At 62.8% G+C, this 21,133-nt stretch carries 21 protein-coding genes; 16 read left to right on the forward strand and 5 right to left on the reverse strand.

The annotated features are described in order from the left end of the window. Positions 1–52: 52 nt before the first annotated feature. Positions 53–2,257 (forward strand): NAD-dependent DNA ligase LigA, encoded by a 2,205-nt coding sequence (gene ligA, locus E5X88_RS09785; protein WP_292160774.1) that lies wholly within the window; start codon positions 53–55, stop codon positions 2,255–2,257. Beyond that, positions 2,257–2,949, forward strand: coding sequence for a TIGR02453 family protein (locus E5X88_RS09790; protein ID WP_292160775.1), 693 nt, complete (start codon positions 2,257–2,259; stop codon positions 2,947–2,949). Before ligA ends, E5X88_RS09790 begins: the two co-directional genes overlap by 1 nt. 50 nt (positions 2,950–2,999) lie before the next feature. On the opposite strand, the gene E5X88_RS09795 is transcribed toward E5X88_RS09790, so the two are convergent. Continuing rightward, complete coding sequence (locus tag E5X88_RS09795) at positions 3,000–3,758, reverse strand: SDR family oxidoreductase (RefSeq protein ID WP_292160776.1); 759 nt, start codon at positions 3,756–3,758, stop codon at positions 3,000–3,002. Positions 3,759–3,913: 155 nt separating this feature from the next. On the opposite strand from E5X88_RS09795, the gene E5X88_RS09800 reads away from it, so the two are divergent. The 11 genes from E5X88_RS09800 to E5X88_RS09850 all read left to right on the forward strand — a co-directional run bounded on the left by E5X88_RS09800 (position 3,914) and on the right by E5X88_RS09850 (position 14,200). Beyond that, a complete protein-coding gene (locus E5X88_RS09800) occupies positions 3,914–5,323 on the forward strand; it encodes an aldehyde dehydrogenase family protein (RefSeq protein ID WP_292160778.1) in 1,410 nt (469 codons plus the stop codon). Beyond that, entirely contained in the window at positions 5,301–6,119 is an 819-nt protein-coding gene (locus E5X88_RS09805) for an N-formylglutamate amidohydrolase (protein WP_292160780.1), read from the forward strand. The genes E5X88_RS09800 and E5X88_RS09805 overlap by 23 nt, the downstream gene beginning before the upstream one ends. A 71-nt stretch (positions 6,120–6,190) precedes the next feature. Next, on the forward strand, positions 6,191–6,775 hold the full coding sequence (locus E5X88_RS09810; RefSeq protein ID WP_292160783.1) for an XRE family transcriptional regulator: 585 nt from the start codon (positions 6,191–6,193) through the stop codon (positions 6,773–6,775). Positions 6,776–6,953: 178 nt separating this feature from the next. Next, positions 6,954–7,679 (forward strand): ATP-binding cassette domain-containing protein, encoded by a 726-nt coding sequence (locus E5X88_RS09815; protein ID WP_292160786.1) that lies wholly within the window; start codon positions 6,954–6,956, stop codon positions 7,677–7,679. A 49-nt stretch (positions 7,680–7,728) separates the two neighbouring features. Further along, a complete protein-coding gene (locus E5X88_RS09820) occupies positions 7,729–8,883 on the forward strand; it encodes an ABC transporter substrate-binding protein (protein WP_292160789.1) in 1,155 nt (384 codons plus the stop codon). Between the two features lie 55 nt (positions 8,884–8,938). Continuing rightward, positions 8,939–9,643, forward strand: a complete 705-nt coding sequence (locus tag E5X88_RS09825) for an ABC transporter ATP-binding protein (protein ID WP_292160792.1) — start codon at positions 8,939–8,941, stop codon at positions 9,641–9,643. Positions 9,644–9,651: 8 nt separating this feature from the next. Then, a complete protein-coding gene (locus E5X88_RS09830) occupies positions 9,652–10,551 on the forward strand; it encodes a branched-chain amino acid ABC transporter permease (protein ID WP_292160795.1) in 900 nt (299 codons plus the stop codon). Between the two features lie 25 nt (positions 10,552–10,576). After that, the gene (locus E5X88_RS09835; protein WP_292160797.1) at positions 10,577–11,638 is read left to right on the forward strand and encodes a branched-chain amino acid ABC transporter permease; all 1,062 of its coding nucleotides are present in this window, start codon (positions 10,577–10,579) and stop codon (positions 11,636–11,638) included. Positions 11,639–11,671: 33 nt separating this feature from the next. Beyond that, entirely contained in the window at positions 11,672–13,066 is a 1,395-nt protein-coding gene (locus E5X88_RS09840) for a glutamine synthetase family protein (RefSeq protein WP_292160799.1), read from the forward strand. Between the two features lie 112 nt (positions 13,067–13,178). Then, positions 13,179–13,907: an AzlC family ABC transporter permease gene (locus tag E5X88_RS09845; protein WP_292160802.1), complete on the forward strand. Its 729-nt coding sequence runs from the start codon at positions 13,179–13,181 to the stop codon at positions 13,905–13,907. Then, the gene (locus tag E5X88_RS09850) at positions 13,904–14,200 is read left to right on the forward strand and encodes an AzlD family protein (RefSeq protein WP_292160804.1); all 297 of its coding nucleotides are present in this window, start codon (positions 13,904–13,906) and stop codon (positions 14,198–14,200) included. Before E5X88_RS09845 ends, E5X88_RS09850 begins: the two co-directional genes overlap by 4 nt. Before the next feature lie 116 nt (positions 14,201–14,316). Here the strand turns inward: E5X88_RS09850 and E5X88_RS09855 are convergent, their stop codons facing one another. Continuing rightward, positions 14,317–14,769, reverse strand: coding sequence for a cupin domain-containing protein (locus E5X88_RS09855; protein ID WP_292160808.1), 453 nt, complete (start codon positions 14,767–14,769; stop codon positions 14,317–14,319). Between the two features lie 247 nt (positions 14,770–15,016). On the opposite strand from E5X88_RS09855, the gene E5X88_RS09860 reads away from it, so the two are divergent. Beyond that, positions 15,017–16,432: a winged helix-turn-helix domain-containing protein gene (locus E5X88_RS09860; protein ID WP_292160811.1), complete on the forward strand. Its 1,416-nt coding sequence runs from the start codon at positions 15,017–15,019 to the stop codon at positions 16,430–16,432. 129 nt (positions 16,433–16,561) lie between these two features. Here E5X88_RS09860 and E5X88_RS09865 read toward each other — a convergent pair whose 3' ends face one another. Continuing rightward, the gene (locus tag E5X88_RS09865) at positions 16,562–18,406 is read right to left on the reverse strand and encodes an aminopeptidase P family protein (RefSeq protein ID WP_292160814.1); all 1,845 of its coding nucleotides are present in this window, start codon (positions 18,404–18,406) and stop codon (positions 16,562–16,564) included. 243 nt (positions 18,407–18,649) lie between these two features. On the opposite strand from E5X88_RS09865, the gene E5X88_RS09870 reads away from it, so the two are divergent. After that, the gene (locus E5X88_RS09870) at positions 18,650–18,835 is read left to right on the forward strand and encodes a hypothetical protein (RefSeq protein WP_292160817.1); all 186 of its coding nucleotides are present in this window, start codon (positions 18,650–18,652) and stop codon (positions 18,833–18,835) included. A gap of 35 nt (positions 18,836–18,870) precedes the next feature. Here the strand turns inward: E5X88_RS09870 and E5X88_RS09875 are convergent, their stop codons facing one another. Together E5X88_RS09875 and E5X88_RS09880 are read right to left on the reverse strand one after the other, a co-directional pair. Next, entirely contained in the window at positions 18,871–19,743 is an 873-nt protein-coding gene (locus E5X88_RS09875) for a 50S ribosomal protein L11 methyltransferase (protein ID WP_292161035.1), read from the reverse strand. Positions 19,744–19,809: 66 nt separating this feature from the next. Beyond that, on the reverse strand, positions 19,810–20,331 hold the full coding sequence (locus E5X88_RS09880; protein ID WP_292160820.1) for an SCO family protein: 522 nt from the start codon (positions 20,329–20,331) through the stop codon (positions 19,810–19,812). A 280-nt stretch (positions 20,332–20,611) separates the two neighbouring features. Between E5X88_RS09880 and E5X88_RS09885 the strand changes: the two genes are divergently transcribed. Continuing rightward, positions 20,612–21,133 carry a CreA family protein gene (locus tag E5X88_RS09885; RefSeq protein WP_292160823.1) on the forward strand — a complete coding sequence of 174 codons (522 nt, stop codon included), beginning with the start codon at positions 20,612–20,614 and terminating at the stop codon, positions 21,131–21,133.

Here is a 21,133-nt window from a genome sequence, read left to right on the forward strand (position 1 = left end):
TCATGAGAGAATCCTGTTCTATTGTGTCGCTCCACCGTGAAGGGAGCAGTGCATGGCCGAAAAACCAGTCGATTCGCTCAGCGAAAGCGAGGCCGCAAGCGAATTGAAGCGGCTGGCGGCGGAGATCGCCGAGCACGACCGGCGCTACCACACCGAGGATGCACCGATAATCACGGACGCGGAGTATGACGCGCTGACGCGGCGCAACCTCGCCATCGAACAGCGCTTCCCCGCCTTGGTGCTAGAGGATTCGCCGTCGCGCCGCGTGGGCGCGCCACCGGCGGAAGGCTTTGCCAAGGTGCGCCATGCGGTGCCGATGCTCAGCCTCGCCAAGGCCTATACCGACCAGGACGTCACCGACTTCATCGAGCGCGGCCGGCGATTCTTTGACCGCGACAAGGATCTGGACATCGCCTTCACGGCTGAGCCGAAGATCGACGGGCTGTCGGCGTCCCTGCGTTATGAAGGCGGTGTGTTCGTGCAAGGCGCAACGCGCGGCGACGGCACCGTCGGTGAGGACATCACTGCCAATCTCCGGACAATCGCCGACATCCCCAAGCGCCTGAAAGGCTCAGGCTGGCCTGATATCATCGAGATACGCGGCGAGGTCTACATGACCTATGCGGAATTCGAGGCGTTGAAGGAACGGTCGGCGGCGGTCGGCGGCCAGGATTACGTCAATCCGCGCAACACGGCGGCCGGGTCGCTCCGCCAGAAGGATCCGTCCGTTACCGCCAGCCGCAACCTCAAATTCTTTGCCTACGCGTGGGGTTACACGACGCAGGACCCCGCTCCGACCCAGTATGATTCGGTACAGAAGTTCAAGGAGTGGGGGTTCAAGGTCAGTCCGCTGATGGTGCGAGCAAAATCGGCCGAGGATCTGGTCGCACACTACCACCTGGTCGAGGCCCAGCGCTCGTCGCTTGGCTACGACATCGACGGCGTCGTCTACAAGGTAGATCAGCTGGAACTGCAGCGCAGATGGGGTTTCGTCACCGGCGAACCACGCTGGGCCATCGCCCACAAATTTCCAGCCGAACAGGCGATGACGACCGTGCTCAGGATCGACATTCAGGTCGGCCGCACCGGCACGCTGGCGCCTGTTGCGCGGCTTGCGCCGGTCACGGTTGGCGGCGTGGTGGTCGAAAATGTCACGCTCCACAACGAAGACTACATCAAGGGTCTGGACAGCAACGGCCAGCCGATCCGCGACGGCATCGATGTACGTATCGGCGACACAGTGGTCATCCAGCGGGCAGGCGACGTCATTCCGCAGATCGTCAGCGTTGTCATCGACAAGCGTCCGCCCGATGCCGTGCCTTACGAATTCCCGCACACCTGTCCGATCTGTGGCTCACCGGCGACACGCGAGATCAACGAGAAGACTGGCAAGGAAGATTCCCGCCGACGCTGTACCGGCGAACTGATCTGCCCCGCGCAGGCCGTGGAAGGATTGCGCCACTTTGTGTCACGCGGCGCCATGGATATCGAAGGCCTGGGCGCTGAAAACATAGACCTGTTCTTCAATGCTGGATTGATCAAGACAGCCGCCGATATCTTCACTCTCAGGGATCGCCGTCCCGCCGTCACCAAGGCGCTGGCGGAGCGGCGCGAGGAGCAGGCTAGGCAGCGCGAGGCCGCATCGGGCAAGACGCGCAAGAATGTGCGCAGTGTCGAGGAGCGCAATTACGAAGGCCTCGACAAGCTTTTCGCTGCCATCGACGCCCGTCGCGAACCGGAACTCGATCGCTTCATCTTCGCGCTGGGCATCCGCCATATCGGCGAAACGACGGCTGCAGTGCTTGCCCGAACCTTCTCGACCATCGAGGAGTTGATCCGCGTCGGCAAGGAGACAGCGGCGGCGGACGATCCACACACCGTTTTTCCATCGGTCAACGGTATCGGCGACACGGTGATAGGCGCGCTGCGCGATTTCTTCGGCAATGAGCGCAACGACGACGTGCTTGAAGCGCTGCTCGCGCAAGTCCACCCGAAGCCGTACATCGTCAACGTCTCAGCCGACAGCGTGGTCGCCGGCAAGACAATCGTATTCACGGGCACGCTGGAAAAGATGACACGCTCCGAAGCGAAGGCGATGGCCGAACGTCTCGGCGCGAAGGTCGCCGGCTCGGTTTCGGCGAAGACCGATCTGGTCGTGGCCGGACCGGGTGCGGGATCCAAACTGAAGCTTGCCACCGAACTCGACATCGAGGTGATCGACGAAGACGCTTGGTTGCAGCGGATCGGCAAGGCGTAATGGCCGGCGTATTCAACGGCTTCGGCCAAAAGGCCATTCCCTTCCTCAAGGCGCTCGATTTCCATCAAAGCCGGGAATGGTTCCAGGAAAACCGCGACCTCTTCGAACGCGAGCTGCGCGACCCCTTCGGCGATCTGGTCGAAACCCTCTCCGTGCGCTTCGCGGCAGCGGGGCTGGGCTTGCGCGGCGATCGCAAGAAGTCGCTGTTCCGGATCAATCGCGACGTGCGGTTCGCCAAGGACAAACGGCCCTACAACCGGCACCTGTCGGCAATCCTTTCGCCCGACGGCACCAAGATGGAGCAGGGTGTCTTCTTCGTTTATATCGGGCTCGAGCGCTGTTTTGCCGGCGTTGCCTGGTGGCAGCCGGGGCCGGCGCTGTTGCTGGCGATGCGCCAGACCATCGCCACGCGACCAGGCGAATTCCGCACCCTGATCGCGACGCTGAAGAAAGCCGGCCTCGAACTCGACACGGAAGGGTGCATGAAGCGCGCGCCGCGCGGCTTCGAGCATGTCACGGAGGCCGATCTCGCCCAAGCTATCCGCAACCGGCATTTCGCTGTCCGCCACACTATCGATCCGGCCGGGATCCACACGCCGGCCCTGGTGGACGAACTTGTCGATTTCACCATGCGCGCCAAGCCGCTGCTCGACTGGGGCAGGGCGATCGAGGGCAAGGTCCCCAAGGATTAGGGGTCGGTCGCGTGCGGTCCCGATCCGTGACGCGATTCGGATACAACAGGCTACATCCGCATCAAAAGCCCACCGTCGACGGCAAGTTCGATTCCGGTGATGTAGCTCGCCGCGTCGGAGAGCAGGAAGAGCGCGGCGTTGGCCATGTCCTGCGGGGTCCCGATCCGCCCGAGCGGTGCGTAATTCGCAGCAGCCGTTCGCTTCTCCTCGGTGTCCCAGCGTGCCTGCAGCGGCGTCAGCGCCATGCCCGGACAGATGGCGTTCGAGCGGATGCGGTCGCCGGCAAGCTGCATGGCCAGTGATTTGGAGAGGGCGCAGACGCCCGCCTTCGACGCCTGGTAAGCATCCTGCGGGTTCGGGTCGCCGCGATACCACTGGATGGTCGAGAAATGGACCATGGCGCCGCCGCGCCCGCCCGCGCGCATGTGGGGAACGACCGACCGCGCCGTGTGCACGAAGGACTTCAGGTTGATGTTGAAGACTTCGTCCCAGACGTCGAGATCCATGTCGAGAGCCGACCTGTCGCGGCCGAACCACAACACGCCGGCGACATTGGCAAGATAGTCGATGCCGCCGCGCTCGCGGCCCGCCGTGCCGATGACCTGTTCGACGAAAGCGGCGTCGGTGAGATCGCCCTGTGCGAAAGTGAGCCTGTCGTCATAGGAGGCGAGGGACGCCGGACGCGCTTTCACGTCGATGGCGGTAACGGATGCGCCCGCTTCGAGCAGGGCAATCGCGATCGCCTCGCCCATGCCGCCGCCAGCGCCTGCGACGACCGCATGCCTGCCAGTGAAATCGTAAACGACCATATGACCCTCATGTGCTTTCCGCAAACGCGCGATTGCCGGACAATAGGGGCGGACCAAAAATCCATCAAGCGGTATTAGAAAAAATTTGCCAAAATGGAAAATACCGATATCGTGCCGTGAACGACGACCTCTCATGTCAGATGGATTGCAAGACCATGAACCTGCGTTCCGACGTCCGGACGTTCTCCGTGACTTCTCCTGTCGACGGCTCGACCTACGCGACGCGCGCCTATACGGACGGCGCCGCGATCGAAGCGGCGCTCAGCCGTGCTCGCGCCGCGCTGCGGCCCTGGCGGCGGACGCCGCTTGCCGACAGGCTGGCAATCCTTTTGCGCTTCGGCGAAGAGATGAAGGCTCGAGCGGCGCCGCTGGCCGAGATGGTCGCATGGCAGATAGGCCGGCCGCTGTGGCAGGCCGACGAGACACCGCGCCTTGCGCTGGTCGGGCAGTTGCTCGCCGACATCGCTCCCGAAGCGCTGGCTGATGTGCCGTATCCCTCGGACGAGACTATCCGCCGCTATGCCAGGCCAATGGCCAGCGGCCTACACCTGTCGATCTGTGCCTGGAACTACCCGACCGCCATGATTGGCTACCTGGTCACCGCGCCGCTCGCGGCCGGCAATGTCGTGATCTTCAAACATTCGCCGCAGACGCCGCTCATCGCCGAATTGGCCGAAGAGGCCTTCCGCGCCGCCGGTGGTCCCGAAGGCGTGTTCCAAAGCCTGCATCTCGACCATGGGGATGCCGAGCGTCTGATCGCGTCGGGCGCGTTCAATGCAATGAACTTCATCGGCTCGGTCAATGGCGGCCGGCGCGTCCACGCCGCCGCCGCGGGCACTTTCACCCAGGTTCATCTCGAGCTCGGCGGCAAGGATCCGACCTATGTCCGCGCCGATGCCGACCTCGAAGCGGCGATACCGCAGATCGCCGAAGGGACTTATTCCAATGCCGGCCAGTCGTGCTGCTCGGTCGAGCGCATCTATGTCGACCAGGCGATTCACGACCGCTTCGTCGAGGCCTTCGTCGCCGAGACGGCGAAATGGACGATCGGCCATCCGATCGGCGAGAAGCCGATGATCGGACCGGTGGTGCGGGCGGCGGCCGCCGACACGATCCGCGATCTTACCGACGGGGCGGTGCGGGCAGGGGCCAGACGCCTGATGCCGCAAGACGGCATGCTCAGGGCATCGGACCTTGGAGCCGCCTATGTCGCGCCGGAAGTGCTGGTCGGCGTCGATCACGGCATGCAGATCATGCGCGACGAACTGTTCGGTCCGGTGGCATGCATCCAGTCCGTCGCCAATGATGACCAGGCGATCAGCCTGATGAACGACAGCGACTTCGGCCTGAGCGCCAGCATCTGGACGCAAGATATCGATCGCGGCATTGCCCTGCTCGACGAGGTCGAGGCTGGTACAGTCTATCTCAATCGCTGCGACCATGCCGATCTGCATCTGCCGTGGGGCGGCGTGAAGAACTCCGGCCTGGGCCGCACCAATGGCCGTGCCGGTCTCGTCGAGGCGACAGCCGCGAAGGCTTACCATGTCCGCTCCGTTATCGGTTAGTTCGGGTCTGAAAGGGCCTGACGATGCCGCCATCGCGGCGCTCGCCGCCGCTGCCGTCGAGCGGCTGCGGCCGGGCGTGGCAAGCCCATACCTGCTGATCGCCGAACACGCCGGCAACCTTGTGCCGCAGCCGTGGCATGATCTGGGACTCGCGCCGCCATTCCTCGATACCCATTTCGCCGTCGATCTCGGCATCGATGCCCTGACACGTCGGCTCTCGCAGACGTTGCGGGCGCCAGCCGTGATCGCGCACTACTCGCGTCTCTTTCTCGACTACAACCGGCCGGCCGGCGAGTGGGACTACATGCGCCCGGATCTCGGCGGCATTCCCGTGCCCGGCAACCTGGCCGTCGACGCGGCGGACCGCAGACTGCGCGACCTCATCGCCTGGGCGCCGCTCGAACAGGCAATCACCGAAGAGGCCGTGGGGCGGCAGGCGCTCGTCTCGGTGCATTCCTTCACCCCGGTCATGGGCGGCCAGTGGCGTGGCGTCGAGATCGGCGTGCTCTGGCGAGAACCATCGCCTTTCGTCACAGCGGTTCTCGAAACCCTCGGCACGCTTGGCGCCGCAGCCGGATTGAGGATCGGCGACAATGAGCCCTACGATTGGCGTCAGGCCGTCGGTTATACGTTGAACCGGCACGGACTGGAGCGCGGCAGGGACTGCCTCTATCTCGAAGTTCGCAACGACCTGCTTTCCAATCCGGAAAAATTCGAACGCGTCAGTCAAACCCTGGAGAATGTCTTTGCCGCTGTTGCGAGGTCACCATGGCCGGATCCCACGGTAATCGCCTAAAAGCTGGACGCTCCCACGCTGCATCGCTAGAGCTTGTCGAATTGGAAACACGACAGCCAAGGGCATGGGCGATGCAGGGCAATGTGGGCAGCAAGATCAGGGATGCGCGCAAGGAGCATAACATCACGCTGCGCGATCTCAGCGAACGGTCCGGCCTTTCGGTTTCGCAGCTGTCCAAACTCGAAAACGGCAAAGCTCGGCTGACGGTCGACGTCGCCTTGATGATCGCGGGCGTGCTGCACGTTCCGGTGGCATCCTTCCTGTTCAGCCCGAAACCGGGCATGCAGGCGCGGCGGTCGATAACGCGTGCTGGCAGCGGCGTCCTCCATGAGGGAAACGCCATGCAGTTCGAGGTCCTGTGCAGCGATTTTCGCGACAAGACCAATATTTTCTGGCGCGTCACGCTGATGGCGAGAAGCTTCGAGGAGAATGGCGGCTGGCGCAGCCATTCGGGTGAGGAATTCATCCATGTGCTGAGCGGCAGCCTCGAACTGCACACAATCCACTATGATCCGACGGTGCTGCAGCCGGGCGACAGCATTTTGTTCGACGGCGAAATGCAGCACGCCTATGTCGCGCTGGGCGAGGAGCCTGTCGTCATGCTGATGTCGAACACGGTTCCCCGCGACGGGCTTCCTGCCGGCGCCGGGATCTGACCTTTGTCTGCCCGCGTCGCCGGCAAACGCAGGCGTTCCGGCAGCGGTTTCCCGGCGGCCCATCAATATTTTTCTAAAATGGAAAAAAATACTTGTTATGGAAAAGTCGGAGGTCTAGCATCTTCCTGACCGGCCGATAGGAGAAAACAGCCATCGGCAGGAATGGGAGATGTGACCGATGCTGTCGGTTGAGGCGGTCAGCAAGACTTTTGGCGGCGTTCAGGCCCTGCGTAACGCCTCGCTGTCGTGTGCGGCCGGTGAAATCCTCGGCCTGATCGGTCCCAATGGCGCCGGAAAATCCACCCTGGTCAACGCCATCTCCGGTGTCCTCAAGCCCGATGCGGGTCGTGTCAGGCTGGAAGGCAAGGATATCACTGGGCGCGGTCCTGAGTTCTGCGCTCGTGCCGGCATCGGCCGCACATTCCAGACCATCCGACTCTTCAAGGATTTGACGGTCCGGCAGAATGTGGAGGTCGCACACATCACGTGCCGCGCCGTGCGCCCGGACGTGGCTGAACGCATCGACATTGACCGGCTGCTTGCCCAGTATGAGCTGGACGGCGTAGCCCATGCACTGGCAGGCACGCTTTCCTACGGCAGCCAGCGCCGGCTCGAAATCGCGCGTGCCCTGGCGCTAGGCCCGGCCCTGCTGCTGCTCGACGAGCCGGCGGCCGGCCTCAACGAGAACGAGTCGGAAGTGCTTGCCATCGCCATCGAAGGCATTCGCCAGGACGTCGGCTGCGCGACCATCGTCATCGATCACGACCTGCGGTTCATAAACCGCCTTTGCGACCGGCTCTGCGTCATGGATCAGGGACAGGTGATCATGTCGGGAGAAACGAGCGAAGTCTGGCGCGACCCACGCGTGGTCGAGGTCTATGTCGGGCAATCGCAGCCGGCATGACCGACAGGATTTGTGCAGGAACAACAAGAGAGAAATGGAGGGGTTCGAAATGAGAAGACTGACATTGGGTGCCGCCGTTTTGACGGCTGGATTGCTACAGGCAGCACATGCCGGGGCAGGAGACCTCAAGATCGGTCTTGCCGTCGCCATGACCGGCACCTATGCGCCCTACAGCGAAGCCGAAGGCGCGCGCTGCATGGCCGATAAATTGAACAAGGCGGCCGGCGCCGGGGATCCCAAGATCGAATTGATGATCGAGGACAACCGTTCCGATCCGCAGCTCTCGGTGTCGCTCGGCCAGAAGTTCCTCGATGCCGGGGCGCAGATCATCACTGGTGTCCCCTTTCCCGACGCTCTGATCCCGACCGCGCAGATTGCCGAGCCTTATGGTGCGACGGTCTTTTCGGCGCCGAACACCCAGGTTGAAATGCAGCAGGCCGGCCTCGATAATTTCATTGCCGGCGCGGTGCCCGATCCGATCAATGCGGCGGCCACCGCCAATGCTCTCTACGGGAAGGGGGCGCGGACGGCGGCACTGCTCGTCTCGCCCGACGCCGGTTCCTATTCGGAAAAGCTGCCGGAATGGTTTGGCGAGGTTTTCGAACATCTCGGTGGCAAAGTCGTCTCGAAGCTCAATTATTCCTGGGGGACGACCGACTGGTCGCCGCAAATCGCCAGCATCAAGGCGCTGCCCGAAAAGCCGGACGCCATCCATGTCTGCGGCGTGCTGCCCGATGTCGGCATTCTTGTGCGCCAGTTGCGCGCCAACGGTTATGATGGCTGGGTCGTGGGTTGCGATGCTTTCGACGACAAGTCGCTGGAGGGAACCGTCGGCGATCCGGCCGCGCTGGAAAAGGTAATGTTCGCGACCCATGGTGCAACCGGCGTGGATGGCCCGATCGACCATTTCCTGGCGCAGTGCAAGGCCGATGGCTACAAGATCAACGGCATATTCGACGCGCTTGGCGCCGATATGGTGCAGATAAGTTTCGAGGCGGCGAAGAAGGCCGGCACCATCGAGCCCGCCGCATTGCGCGAGGCCGTCCGGGCCCCCGGCGGGTATCCGGGCACGACCGCGCCGATTATCTCTTTCGCCGAAAAGAAGGGCTATCCCATCAAGGCCGTGCCGGTGATGGGGTTCTCGAACGGCAAGCGCGTCCTGATCACCGATGCGCCGCCAACTTTCGTCCCGGCATTGAATTGATCGGTGAAGCTGTTTCGATGACGCATCGAGCGACAATTCCAGTCCGGGCCGGTTCGTGCTGAAGGTCGAGAATCTCAGCGTGCGCTACGGCGCGGTCGCTGCCGTGCGTGACCTGTCGCTATCGGTAGGGCAGGGCGAGCTTATCGCCCTGCTTGGCCCGAACGGCGCAGGCAAGAGCTCGACCATCAACGCCCTGACAGGCCTTGTCACACCGGCAGCAGGGCGCATCGTCCTCGATGGGGTAGACATCTCGCGAAGCCGTACGGAGGACCGCATTCGCGGTGGCCTGACGTCGACGCCGGAAGGCCGCCACATCTTCGCCAATCTGACAGTTGCCGAGAATCTGCGGCTAGGCGCGGCGATCCGGCGCGACGCCAAGGGCGTGCGTCAGGACATCGACCGTTTCCTGGCGCTGTTTCCAGTGCTTTCGGAGCGTTATTCTCAGGCTGCCGGAACGCTTTCCGGCGGCGAGCAGCAGATGTTGGCCATCTCGAGATCGCTGATGTCGCGGCCGAAGCTTCTCTTGCTGGACGAACCGTCGCTTGGTCTTGCCCCCAAGATCGTTATCCAGATCTTCGATTTCATCGGCCAGCTCAAGGCGGAGGGGCTGACGCTGCTGTTGGTCGAACAGAACGCCAGGCAGGCGTTGCGCTTTGCCGACCGCGTCTATGTCATGAGTTCGGGCACCCTTCGCTTTGACGGACCGCCGACCGGTCTTGCCGACGAGCACGGCCTCCTCAATCTCTACATCGGCGGGTAAGCAGCGACATGGACTACGTTCTGCAGCAACTTCTGAACGCGCTGGCTTTCGGAGCGGAATATTCGCTGGTGGCGCTTGGCCTGGCGGTGGTCTTTTCGATCATGGGGCTGGTGAACTTCGCCCATGGCGAGATCATCGGCGTTTCGGCCTATAGTGTGTTTCTTGCCGCGGCGCTCGGGCTGACGTCGCCAATCGTCGCGGTTCTGCTTGCCATCGCGGCCGCGGCGCTGGCTGCGGTCATCTTCGAGCGCGTAGCGTTCCGACCGGTTCGCTATGCCCCGACGACGACCGGCCTGCTGACCGCTTTCGGCGTCAGCATCGTCGTGCAGAACCTGTTCATGCTGCTGATCTCGCCGAAGCCGCAATCGGTCTCGATCCTCAATGGCCTCAACCAGATGTGGTTCTTCGGCCCCTTTGCGGTATCGTCGCTCCAGGTCATGGAACTTGTCGTCGCCGGTCTCACCATACTGGCGCTGGTGCTTTTCCTCAATCGTTCGACGCTTGGCCTGGCCATACGCGCCGCGTCGCGGGATTTCGCAACCGTGCGCCTGATGGGCATCAGGGCAAATCGCGTGATTGCCACCGCCTTTGCCATTTCAGGCGCGTTGGCCGGTATCGCAGCCGTCTTCATCATCGCACGACGCGGCAGCGTCTCACCCGATCTCGGCTTCAGCCTGGTGCTGAAGGCTTTCGTCGCCTGCGTCATCGGGGGCTTCGGCTCGCTTCCCGGAGCGGCGGCCGGCGGAATGCTGCTCGGCTTCATCGAAGTCGGGCTGCTCGTCGCTCTGCCGCAGGAATATGGGGGCTTCAAGGACGCGCTCTCCTACGTGATCATCGTGACGCTCCTCGTCTACCGTCCGGAAGGTCTGCTCGGCCAGCGAGTGGAACTCGGCGACAAGGAGATCTGAGGTGTCGCACAGCGTGGAAAAAATCATGTCCCCGGCCGCCGGCCGGGTTGTGCAGCCTGACCGGCTCCTTGTCCGTTCCCTCGTCGGCGGGCTGGTTACGTCGCTGCCCGTCCTGGTGCTTGGATTGCTCGTCCTGAATCTTGCGCCGACCTACTACACCTATCTGGCGCTGGCAGCCTTCGTTAATCTGATCGTGGTCGTCGGCCTTCAGGTCTTCATGGGCAACAGCAACATTGCCAATCTTGGTCACAGCGCCTTTGTTGGCCTCGGTGCCTACGGGGTGGCAGTCCTGTCGACACCGCTGGCGATGAAGAAGCTGTCGATTCCCCATGCGCCGTTCGGGTTCGCTACCCTGCAACTCGATCCATTTTCGGCGGCGCTTGTCGCGTTGCTTGCCGTCGGCATTGTTGCCGCCGTCAGCGGCAAGGTCATCAGCCGCCTTTCGGGCGTTGCTGCAACGATCGTCAGCCTGGCCCTGCTCATCATCGTCCATTCGGTCTTTCTGAACTGGACGGACCTGTTCAAGGGCAATCAGGCCTTCTTTGGAATTCCCAAGGTCGTTGGCTTGCCCTGGATGATGGTGCTGTCGGTCGTGGTGATCGTGCTGGCGCGCCTGTTCAAGGACAGCCGCTGGGGCCTGCAGCTCAGGGCCAGTGCCCAGAGTCCGCAAGCCGCCGCCGCCCTCGGCATCGATGCCCGGCGCCTGCGCCTGATGGCCTGGATACTGTCCGCGCTGATATGCGGCCTGGCGGGTGTCCTCTATGCCTATTTCGCCGGCACGATCAGCCCGAAGCTCTTCTATTTCCAGCAGATATTCATCACGCTGGCCATGCTCATCCTGGGCGGCATGGCGACCGTGACCGGCGCGGTCACTGGCGTGATCGTCCTGTCGGTCGGGCTCGAATTCATTCGCAGCATCGAATCCGGCGTGACCATCGCCGGCATTCAATTACCCCAGCTCCTCGGCTTGTCCGGCGTGGCACTGGGTGTCGTGATCGTCCTTTGCATGGCATTTCGGCCAGGCGGCATCAGCGGACGCTACGAGTTGGACGAGCAGCTTTCGAGGCTTTTGAGGCGCAGCGCCTGATAGGTACCTGATTTTTTTTGGCGGAGGTTTGAAGTGCAGTTTGAGGAAAAGGTCGCGGAGTATGCGCCCAAACTGGAAGCGTTGCAGAGCAAGCTGGCATCCGACGGCGTCGAGTTCATCGAGGTCCACACCGTGGACACGTCCGGCGCCTTCCGCTCGAAGATCGCCCCGCTCAAACTGTCGGGCTACGGCGAGGCCATCAACGCCATTCTCTACTGTGTCACCCATGGCGATGGCCAGCCGATGGGCGACGTCGCCTTCGCCTCGGCAAGCGCCAATGAGGAGAACGGGTTTCCCAACATCAAGGGTATCATTGATCCCGCGACCGTCGTCCAGCACGGCTGGAAGCCGAAATTCGCCTCCGCCATCACCCGCGCCTACATGCTCGACGGCGCGGTCTGCCCGTTCGATCCGCGTGGTGTTCTGGCCGAGGTCGAGGAGCGGGTGAATGCGCTCGGCTACGAAGCGCGCTTCGCGCTCGAATATGAGTTCGGCATCTTTCACGCCGACCACGATTTGATGCGCGCCGGGCGTTATCGCGAGCTGAAGCCCTGGGGCCATTCGTTGGTCAACTACGATCTGGTTCGCAGCGGCGAGTATCAGGATTTCGCCGCCGAATTCATCACCCGCATGAAGAGCATCGGCATCGGCGTCGCCTCGCTGGTCACTGAATACGGCTTTGGCATGTATGAATACGCGCTGACGCCGAAGACGGCGCTTCAGGCTGCCGACGACGCCATGCGCGCCAAGCTGCACCTGCGCGAACTCTGCGCCGAGCGCGGGCTTGTCGCCACCTTCATGACGCGCTTCCAACCGCCGGGAAAGGAAAGCGCCTGCGGCGCGCATCATCATGTCAGCCTGTGGCGCGACGGCAAGCCGGCTTTCGCGGCCGGGCCAAACCGGCTGACTCCCGTTGCCGAGAAATTCCTCGCCGGCGTGCTGAACAGGATGCAGGAGACGCATCTCTTGTTTCGGCCGACGGTCAATTTCTACCGCCGCTTCGATCGTGGCGCCTGGTCACCGGAAGATGTCGCCTGGGGTTTTGAGAACCGGACCGCGCCGATCCGCGTCATCACCACGCCCAATGATGGCGCCTGCCGGCTGGAGCATCGCGCGCCTGGAGCCGACATCAATCCCTACTTGTCAATCGCGGCTGTCCTTGCTGCGGGATGTGAGGGGATCGAAAAGGACCTGCCGCTCGAGGCGCCGGTAACATCGAACCTGGCCAATCTCGACAAGCCCAAGCTGCCGCGCACGCTCAACGCATCGATCGAGGCCTTCGCCGGTTCCGATTTCTGCGCGCAAGCATTCGGCGAAGCTTTCCGGGACAACTACGCCGAGAGCCGGCGCGCCGAGCAGGCGGCGTTCGACGCCTGGCAGGCGTCGCATATCACCGACTTCGAATGGCAGCGCTATTTCGTCAGCTGAGGCGTGCGCCGGTGTCGTCGGGATCATTTCCGCTGATCGTTGGCTCAAGCGAATTGGTGTGACAAGGCAGGCGGCTCTCCCTACATACGGCCCATCCCGCAAAGGAGAGTCGATGTCGGCGGAAGCAATCTCCGAAAACCGCGCGAAGAGCGATTTCTGGCAAGGCGTGCGGCTCAGCGTGCCCATCGTGGTGGCGTCGGCGCCGTTTGCGCTGCTGTTCGGGACGATTGCCGTCGACAACGGCTTTTCCGTGCTTGAAGCCTTCCTGATGAGTGCCATGGTCTTCGGCGGCGCCAGCCAGATGGTCGGCATCGAATTGTTCGGGCAGCACGTCGCGCCATGGCTGATCGTGCTGTCGATCTTCGCCGTGAATTTCCGCCATGTGCTTTATTCCGCCGGTATCGGCCGGCGCATCGCGCACTGGCCTCTGGTCCAGCAAGCGATAGGCTATTTCGTGCTTACCGATCCGCAGTTCGCGATGGCTGAGCGCAAGGCGGAGGCCGGCGAGACGGTCGGCTTCGCCTGGTATATGGGGCTTGGCCTGCCGGTCTATGTGTTCTGGGTGGTCGAAAGCGCGCTCGGCGCGGTGTTCGGTAAGCTCATACCTGACACGCATGCGCTGGGCATCGATTTCCTGTTGCCGATCTATTTTCTCGGCCTGGTCATGGGCTTTCGCAAACGGCCGTTGTGGCTGCCGGTGGTCGTCGCAAGTGCTGCCGCCTCGATCATCGCCTACAAGACAGTCGGATCGCCATGGCACGTTTCCATCGGCGCCGTGGCTGGCGTGTTGCTGGCGGTCATCCTGCCGCCGCACCACAGCGGCGTGGAGACACGGCGATGAGCACGACCTTGTGGATCATCATCGCCGGTGCGATCGCGACCTATCTGACCCGCGTCGGCGGGCATCTGGTGATCTCGCGCTTCGAAAACATCCATCCGCGCGTCGAGGCCGGGCTGAACGCCGTGCCGGCGGCGGTGCTGACCACGCTGGTAGCGCCTGCGGCACTTGGCGCCGGACCGGCGGAATGGGCGGCATTGATCGTCGCCGCGCTGGTCTCGCTGCGCGGCGGGCTGATGACGATGTTCCTGGCCGGCGCCGCCGTGCTGATCCTGGCGCGGCAGTTCGTCGGGTAATCTGACCGGCTGAGCACGCCGCGCTCGGACTTTCCATCTAGAAAATCGTGACAACAGGCACGTCGCCAAAGCGCCAGGTGCGGACTCGCACGAAATGTTCCTGCGAGGTCGCCTTTCTACGGTATCCTCCCGTCCATCTCCGGGAACAGAATGACGCTTTCCTGTGCAGTCGGTTCGTTGCGGGCGCCGATAAAGGTGGCCGGCGTGCTTGCCCGGTTCACGGCAACGTGGAGCACATTGGCCGGAATATAGAGATAGTCGCCGGGATGCACGACGTCGCGAAATTGCAGTTCATCGCCACTCCACATCTCCAGTTCGTCTCCGCTCAGCATATAAAATGCCGTTTCGTGGCGGGCGTGAACGTGGGCCTTGGTCCGTTTCCCCGGCGGGATTGAGGCGACGCCAAGCCAAAGGTCCTTGGCTCCGACAGTCTCCGAGCTGATTCCCGGCAAATAGTCCGATCCCTGTTCGGCCCGATAAGCCTCGCCACCCCTGACGATTACAGCCTTTCCATCGCTGGGCGCAGCACTGTCTGCTGCTGCCGGTTGCTTCAACATTTCGACCTCCATTTGTGTTAGTCTGTACAAACGGCCAAAATGACCGCAGGTCCGGCCGAAGTCTTTAAAGGGAGGCGAAAAGTTCCGAATTCTTCCGAAGTCGGTAAGCGGAATGTCCCAGCACCGCGATGCTTAGCGTTCGGCCCGTTCGTACTCGACATGCTGCGCGGGGCGCTTGTTCGCGAGGGTCGGCCAGTTGCGCTCGGGCAAAAAAGGCTTGTTGTTGCTTCAAGCCCTGCTGGAGGCGCCCACTCAAGCTTTGAGCAAGACGGCACTCATGGAAGCGGCTTGGTCCGATGCCGTTGTCGAGGAAAGCAATCTCACTGTGCAGATCGCCGCCATGCGCAAGCTGCTCGGGCCACAGCCGGACGGCGGCGCGTGGATCGCCACGGTTCCTCGCACCGGGTATCGTTTTGCCGGCAGCGTTCGCGTACTGGACAGTGCTGCAGACGGCGAGCTTCCCAGCCAGCCGACGAGTCTTCCCGAAAGACCGTCCATCGCGGTCTTGCCGTTCGCCAATGTAAGCGGCGACAGGGAGCAGGCCTATCTGGCTGACGGCATCACTGAGGACATCATCACAGCGCTGACGAGGTTCCGGTGGTTTCGGGTGATCGGGCGCGGTTCCAGCTTCGTCTACAAGGACAAGCCCGTCGACTCCAAACAGGTGGCCCGCGAGCTTGGCGTCCGTTATGTGCTGGAAGGCAGCGTGCGCCGGTCCGGCCATCACATCCGGGTCTCGACGCAACTGGTCGATGCGGCCTCGGCCAATCAGATCTGGGCCGAACGATACGAGATGGAACTGACGGAGGCGTTCGCCGTCCAGGATGCAATAGCCGAGCGGGTGGCTGGGGCGATCGAGCCCGAACTGCTCAAGACGGAGTCGCTTCCAGCCGCTGCCCGCAGCAGCGGAAATGCGACGGCCTGGGACCTGGTGCGGCAAGGTACCTGGCATTTTCATCACGTCGGCCAGCAGACGCACTTGAGTGCCCGCAAGCTATTCCGGGAGGCATGCAGGCTCGACCCTGAACTCGCCGAGGCCCATCTCTGGCTCGGCCGCGTCAGCGCCGGCATCGTCGCTTACGGCTGGAGCGACAAACTGGCACAGGATATCCGGGAAGGCCTGGATGCAGCCCTGAAGGCGATTAGGCTCGACGAGAAGAACCCCTATTCGCATTACGCGCTGGCCATCTGCAGCATCTACGCCAATGCGCCGGAGCAGGCCATTCTTGCCGCGGAAAGGGTGATCGAGATCAGCCCAAGCTTCGCCCTTGGCCATCTGGTGTTGGGAATGGGGCAGTTTTTTCGCGGCAGCGCATCCGAAGCGATAGCGCCGCTCGAACACGGCCTTATGTTGAACCCTCACGATCCTCAGAACTTCGTCTGGTTCAATGTTCTGGCGCTCGCCTATCTGTTTGCAGGACAGACAAACGAGGCGCTTGCCGCAGCCGTCAAGGCGCGCAAGATCGCTCCGGCATGGCGGCCTACTCAAGAAACACTCGCCTGCTGCTACGTTTCGCTCGGCCGCCTGCCGGAGGCCGAATCGTGCGTCGAGCTGATGCGGGACATGGAGAATCCTGCAGGCGATGCCTTGGCGCCGCTCAGGCTGCGCAATCCACATTGGGCAGACGAGATAGCGCATCTGCTGCTGGAATGCGGGAGGGCAGCGCCGAACTGAAGCGATTGCCCTGGGCCTAGCACATTTGTTCTTGCTTTGTGCTCTCATGGTGCTGATTTGCGCCGATGACCCGCCGCCGAGGCGGGTTTTTGTGTGCTCCCCCAATCTCAACGAAGGTCGCCACCGCCGCTACTGCTTGAGGTCGTGCGGCAGCGGTGCGGTTGCCTGTTCCAGCCAGGCCAGTGTCTCGCCGTCGAGCATCGGTCCGATCTCGGCCAGCACGCGCGCGTGGTATGTGTCGAGCCAGTGCAGTTCGTCGCGGGTCAAAAGGTCGGACCGCACCAGCCTGGTGTCGATCGGCGCCAGCGTCAGCGTCTCGAAGCCGTGCATGGCGATGTCGCCGCCCTCGATCGGCTCAGCCGGTGTCACCAGGACCAGGTTCTCGATGCGGATGCCGTAAGAGCCTTCCTTGTAGTAGCCGGGTTCGTTGGAGACGATCATGCCGGCGAGCAGCTTTTCAGTGCCGGTCTTGGCGATGCGCTGCGGCCCCTCGTGCACGGCCAGATAGGAGCCGACCCCGTGGCCGGTGCCATGGGCGAAATCGCAACCGTGTTTCCACAGCGCCAGCCGCGCCACGGCATCGATCTCGGAGCCGCGCGTGCCCGGGGGAAAGCGCAGCATGGAAATGCCGATCATGCCCTTCAACACCAGCGTGAAGCGTTCGCGCATTTCCTCTGTCGGCTGGCCGATCGGCACGGTGCGGGTGATGTCGGTGGTGCCGTCCTGGTACTGTCCGCCGGAATCGAGCAGGAACAGCTCGCCATCCCCGAGTTTTCGGCTGGTGGCGCGGGAGACGCGATAGTGCATGATGGCGCCGTTCGGACCGGCGCCCGAGATGGTGTCGAAGGATACGTCGCGCAGCGGCATCTGCGTTTCCTCGCCGGTGCTGCGGCGGCACTTCTCGAGCTTGGTGACGACGGCGATTTCGTCGAGCTTGCCGGGCCTTTGGCGGTCGAGCCAGCAGAGGAGCTTGGCAATGGCGGCGCCGTCGCGGCGATGCGCGGCGCGGGCGCCGTTGATCTCGGCCTGGTTTTTCGTTGCGCGTGGAATGCGGGCGGGATCGGGCGCTGATATGACGGTGCCGCCATTGTCCTCGACCAGCATTCTGAGCTTCTCCGCCGCCAGCACCGGATCCAGTGCGATTCTTGCGCCGCCCTTGGCCAATGCGGCGATCGCTGCTTCGAATTCACCGGGGTCGTGCAATTCGGCGAGCTGCGTCAGATAGGCCGCGACGGTGCGCGAAAATTTACGCTGGTCCATGAAAAGCAGGTGCGATCCATCGGCGGCGAGCACGGCGAAGCCGAGTGCCAGCGGCGTATGCGGCACGTCGCCGCCGCGGATGTCGAAGGCCCAGGCGATCGAGGATGGGTCGGTCAGCACGGCATGGGTGGCGCCATCCTTGCCGATGGCCGACGCCAGCCGCGCCAGCTTGTCCTTGGCCAGTTCGCCGGCAAAGGCGATCGGATGGAGCTCGACCGGTGCCAGTGGCGGTTCGGGCTGGTCCTCCCAGATGGCGTCGATCGGATTCTTCTCGAGCGGCACCAGTGTCGCTCCCGATTTTTCGGCCGACGCCTTCAGCGCTTTCACGTCGCCGATCGTCTGCAGCCAGGGGTCGAAACCAAGCCGCACGCCCTTGCCGAGATTGTCCTTGATCCAGGTGGCGGGCGGATTGTCGACCAGGCTTTCGATCGAAAAGATGTCGAGATCGACCTCCTGGCGCACCTGCAGCGTGTAACGCCCGTCGACGAACATGAAGGCGCGCTCGCCAAGCACGATGGCGACGCCGGCCGAGCCGCTGAAGCCGGTCAGCCATTTCAGCCGCGCCGAGCGGTCGGCGACATATTCGCCCTGATGCTCGTCGGCACGAGGCACGATGAAGCCATCCAGCCCGTTGGCCGCCAGCCATTGGCGCAGCAGCGCCACACGCGGCTTGCCGACGGCGGGATCCCCGGCGGAATCAAAGGTCTGGAACATGGGGCCTCCTCGGATGCTGGTGTGACCGTAGCGCATGAGTCCGATTTTTGGAAAGGATCACGCGCAAATCAAAGCGCTGCGGTTTTTATGCCAATGGGATGTGCGGTGCCTGCTGAACGCGGTCCAGCAGCATCGCTTTTGCGCATAGACGCCATGCAGAAACAGCGATTTTCAAACCGGCCAGCAGGGCCTACCTTTTTGGCGTGGAGGAACGAGTCTTATTGCCCTGCAAAGGAGACCATCATGTCCACGATTTCAGCCAGACGCGGATTTTTCAGAAGCGCCATGAACGCTCTTATCGAATCGCGCCAGCGCGAAGCGAGCCGATATGTGAGCGGCGTTCTGCTCGGCTTTGACGACAAAACGTTGAAAGCGCACGGCTACGATCGCGAAGAACTGAAGAAGACGGCAAGGTCGCCCTACGTCTGAGCGAACTTGCGGCTTGCGTTTGAAGGCGCTGCGCGTCACCGCTTGAGGTGAATCGTCACCCAGCCCTCGCGATGCAAGGTCCTGATGTGGCGGAACTGCTGGCCGACATAGGCCGAGACCACCGCGTCGCGCTGCCGGTCGAGAATGCCCGACAGCACGATCGAACCACCCAGGACGGTATGCTTGGCCATTTCGGGCGCGAGCCGCATCAGCGGCCGCGCCAGTATGTTGGCGACGATGAGGTCGAAGGGGCCCCGCACGGCAAAGATCGGACTGTGGAAGCCCGGCGCCGTCACCGTTTCGACGAGTGCCTTGACGTGGTTGAGCCGCGCATTGGCGGCGGCGACCTTTATGGCGACCGGATCGATGTCGGTCGCCAGCACCGGGATATGCGCGAGCTTGGCCAGTGCAATGGCCAGCACCGCGCTGCCGGTGCCGAGGTCGAGCGCGTTGCACGGGCGCTCGCGCCGCACGACCTGTTCCAGCATCTCAAGGCAGCCGGCGGTGGTGCCGTGATGGCCGGTGCCGAAGGCGAGGCCCGCTTCGATCTCGATGGCGAGTTCGCCGCTGTGGCGCTTCCTGCGGTCATGCGCGCCGTGAACGAAGAAACGGCCGGCGCGCACCGGCTTCAGTCCCTCCAGCGAGCGCGTCACCCAGTCGATATCAGGCAGGGCCTCCCGCGCGATCGGCCTCGACAAGTCAAGCCCGGCGAGAATGTCTCTCACGCGCGCCTCGACGGCATCGACGTCGCCGTCGGCATAGAGCGACACTTCGTGGATGTCGCGATCCTCGTCGACCTCCAGCACGGCGATCGGCAGGCCCTCGTCCTCGAAGGCCGTGTCGAACGCCGCGAAGATACGGTCGGCCTCGATCTTGCCGGTGGTGAAATAAAGCCGCGTCTGGGTCATCAAAGGATGGTCTTGTTTGAGCATGATCTTATCCGAAAACCGGTTCCCACTTTTCGGGATCATGCATCAACCTTCCGCCGCCAGCCGCTTGAGCTTGGCGATGGCGGCGTCCGGGCTTTCGCCATAGGCGATGGTGCCGGCGAAATCGCCCCTGGCGTTGAGCAGCAGCACCGAAGCGGTGTGGTCCATCGTGTAGTCGCCGTCGCCCGTATCGACCTTCTTCGAGTAGATGCCGAAGGATTTGGCCATGGCGTGGACTTTGTCCGGATCGCCTGTGATGCCGAGGATGCGGTCGGAGAAATTGCTGATATAGGCGTTCATCACTTCGGGCGTGTCGCGCTCCGGGTCGACCGAGACGAAATAGGCGCGCAGGTTCTTGCCGTCGTCCCCCATCGTCTTCAGCCAGCCCGCCAGTTCGAACAGCGTGGTCGGGCACACTTCCGGGCAATGGGTGAAGCCGAAGAAGACGACGCTGGGCTGGCCGCGAAACGCGGCCTCGGTGACCGGAGCGCCCTTTTGGTCGACCAGCGTGAACGGCGCGCCGAACGGCTCGCCGCTGTAGAAAGGCCTATACGACCAGATGGTCATTGCACCGATCCCAACAGCCATCGCCACGAGGATGCCGACAAGGATAAAGCGCATTACAGGGGAGGCATCGCTGTACATCTAGCGTGCTGCTTTTGAACTGAAGACCAATGAAAAATCTGGGCCTGAAAACGACGACATGCTGAATGCTACTCCGATCTAACTACGGGCAACCATAGTGCTCAAGAGCGCTCACGCAAAGATGCCGCGTTGCCGCAACCGGGGTTATCAAGCGCGGCTGCCGCGACATTGGCTTGTAACCAACCCGCTCCTATCCCACCTGATGTCGGCAAAACTCGAACCGCAGGAGGCTTCCTTGCTAAAACTGATCGGCGGCGCTTTGGCCGCATGCCTTGTCGTCGGTGCCGGTGCGGCTGTCGCCCAGGAGGTCGGCAAGGTCGGCGTCGACTGGCTCGGCAACGACATTATCGTCGAGGCGATCAAGGACCCGAAGGTCGAAGGCGTGACCTGCCACGTCTCCTATTTCGACCGCGGCGTGATCGACCGCCTGCAGAAGGGCAACTGGTTCGAGGATCCGTCCGATTCCTCGATCTCCTGCCGCCAGACCGGGCCGATCACCATCGGCGACATCGACATGAGCGAGGCCGGCGAGGAGGTGTTCAAGCAAGGCATTAGCCTGATCTGGAAGAAGCAGGTGGTGAACCGCATCTACGACAAAGCCAATGAGACCCTGATCTATCTGTCGCATTCGCGCCAGGTGCAGGACGGTTCGGCGAAAATGTCGGTCACCACCGTACCGCTCTACGGCCAGAACGTTGTGTGGACCAACGGCAAGCCCAAATAA

The sequence above is a fragment of the Mesorhizobium sp. genome (assembly GCF_004962245.1).
Lineage (GTDB): Bacteria > Pseudomonadota > Alphaproteobacteria > Rhizobiales > Rhizobiaceae > Mesorhizobium.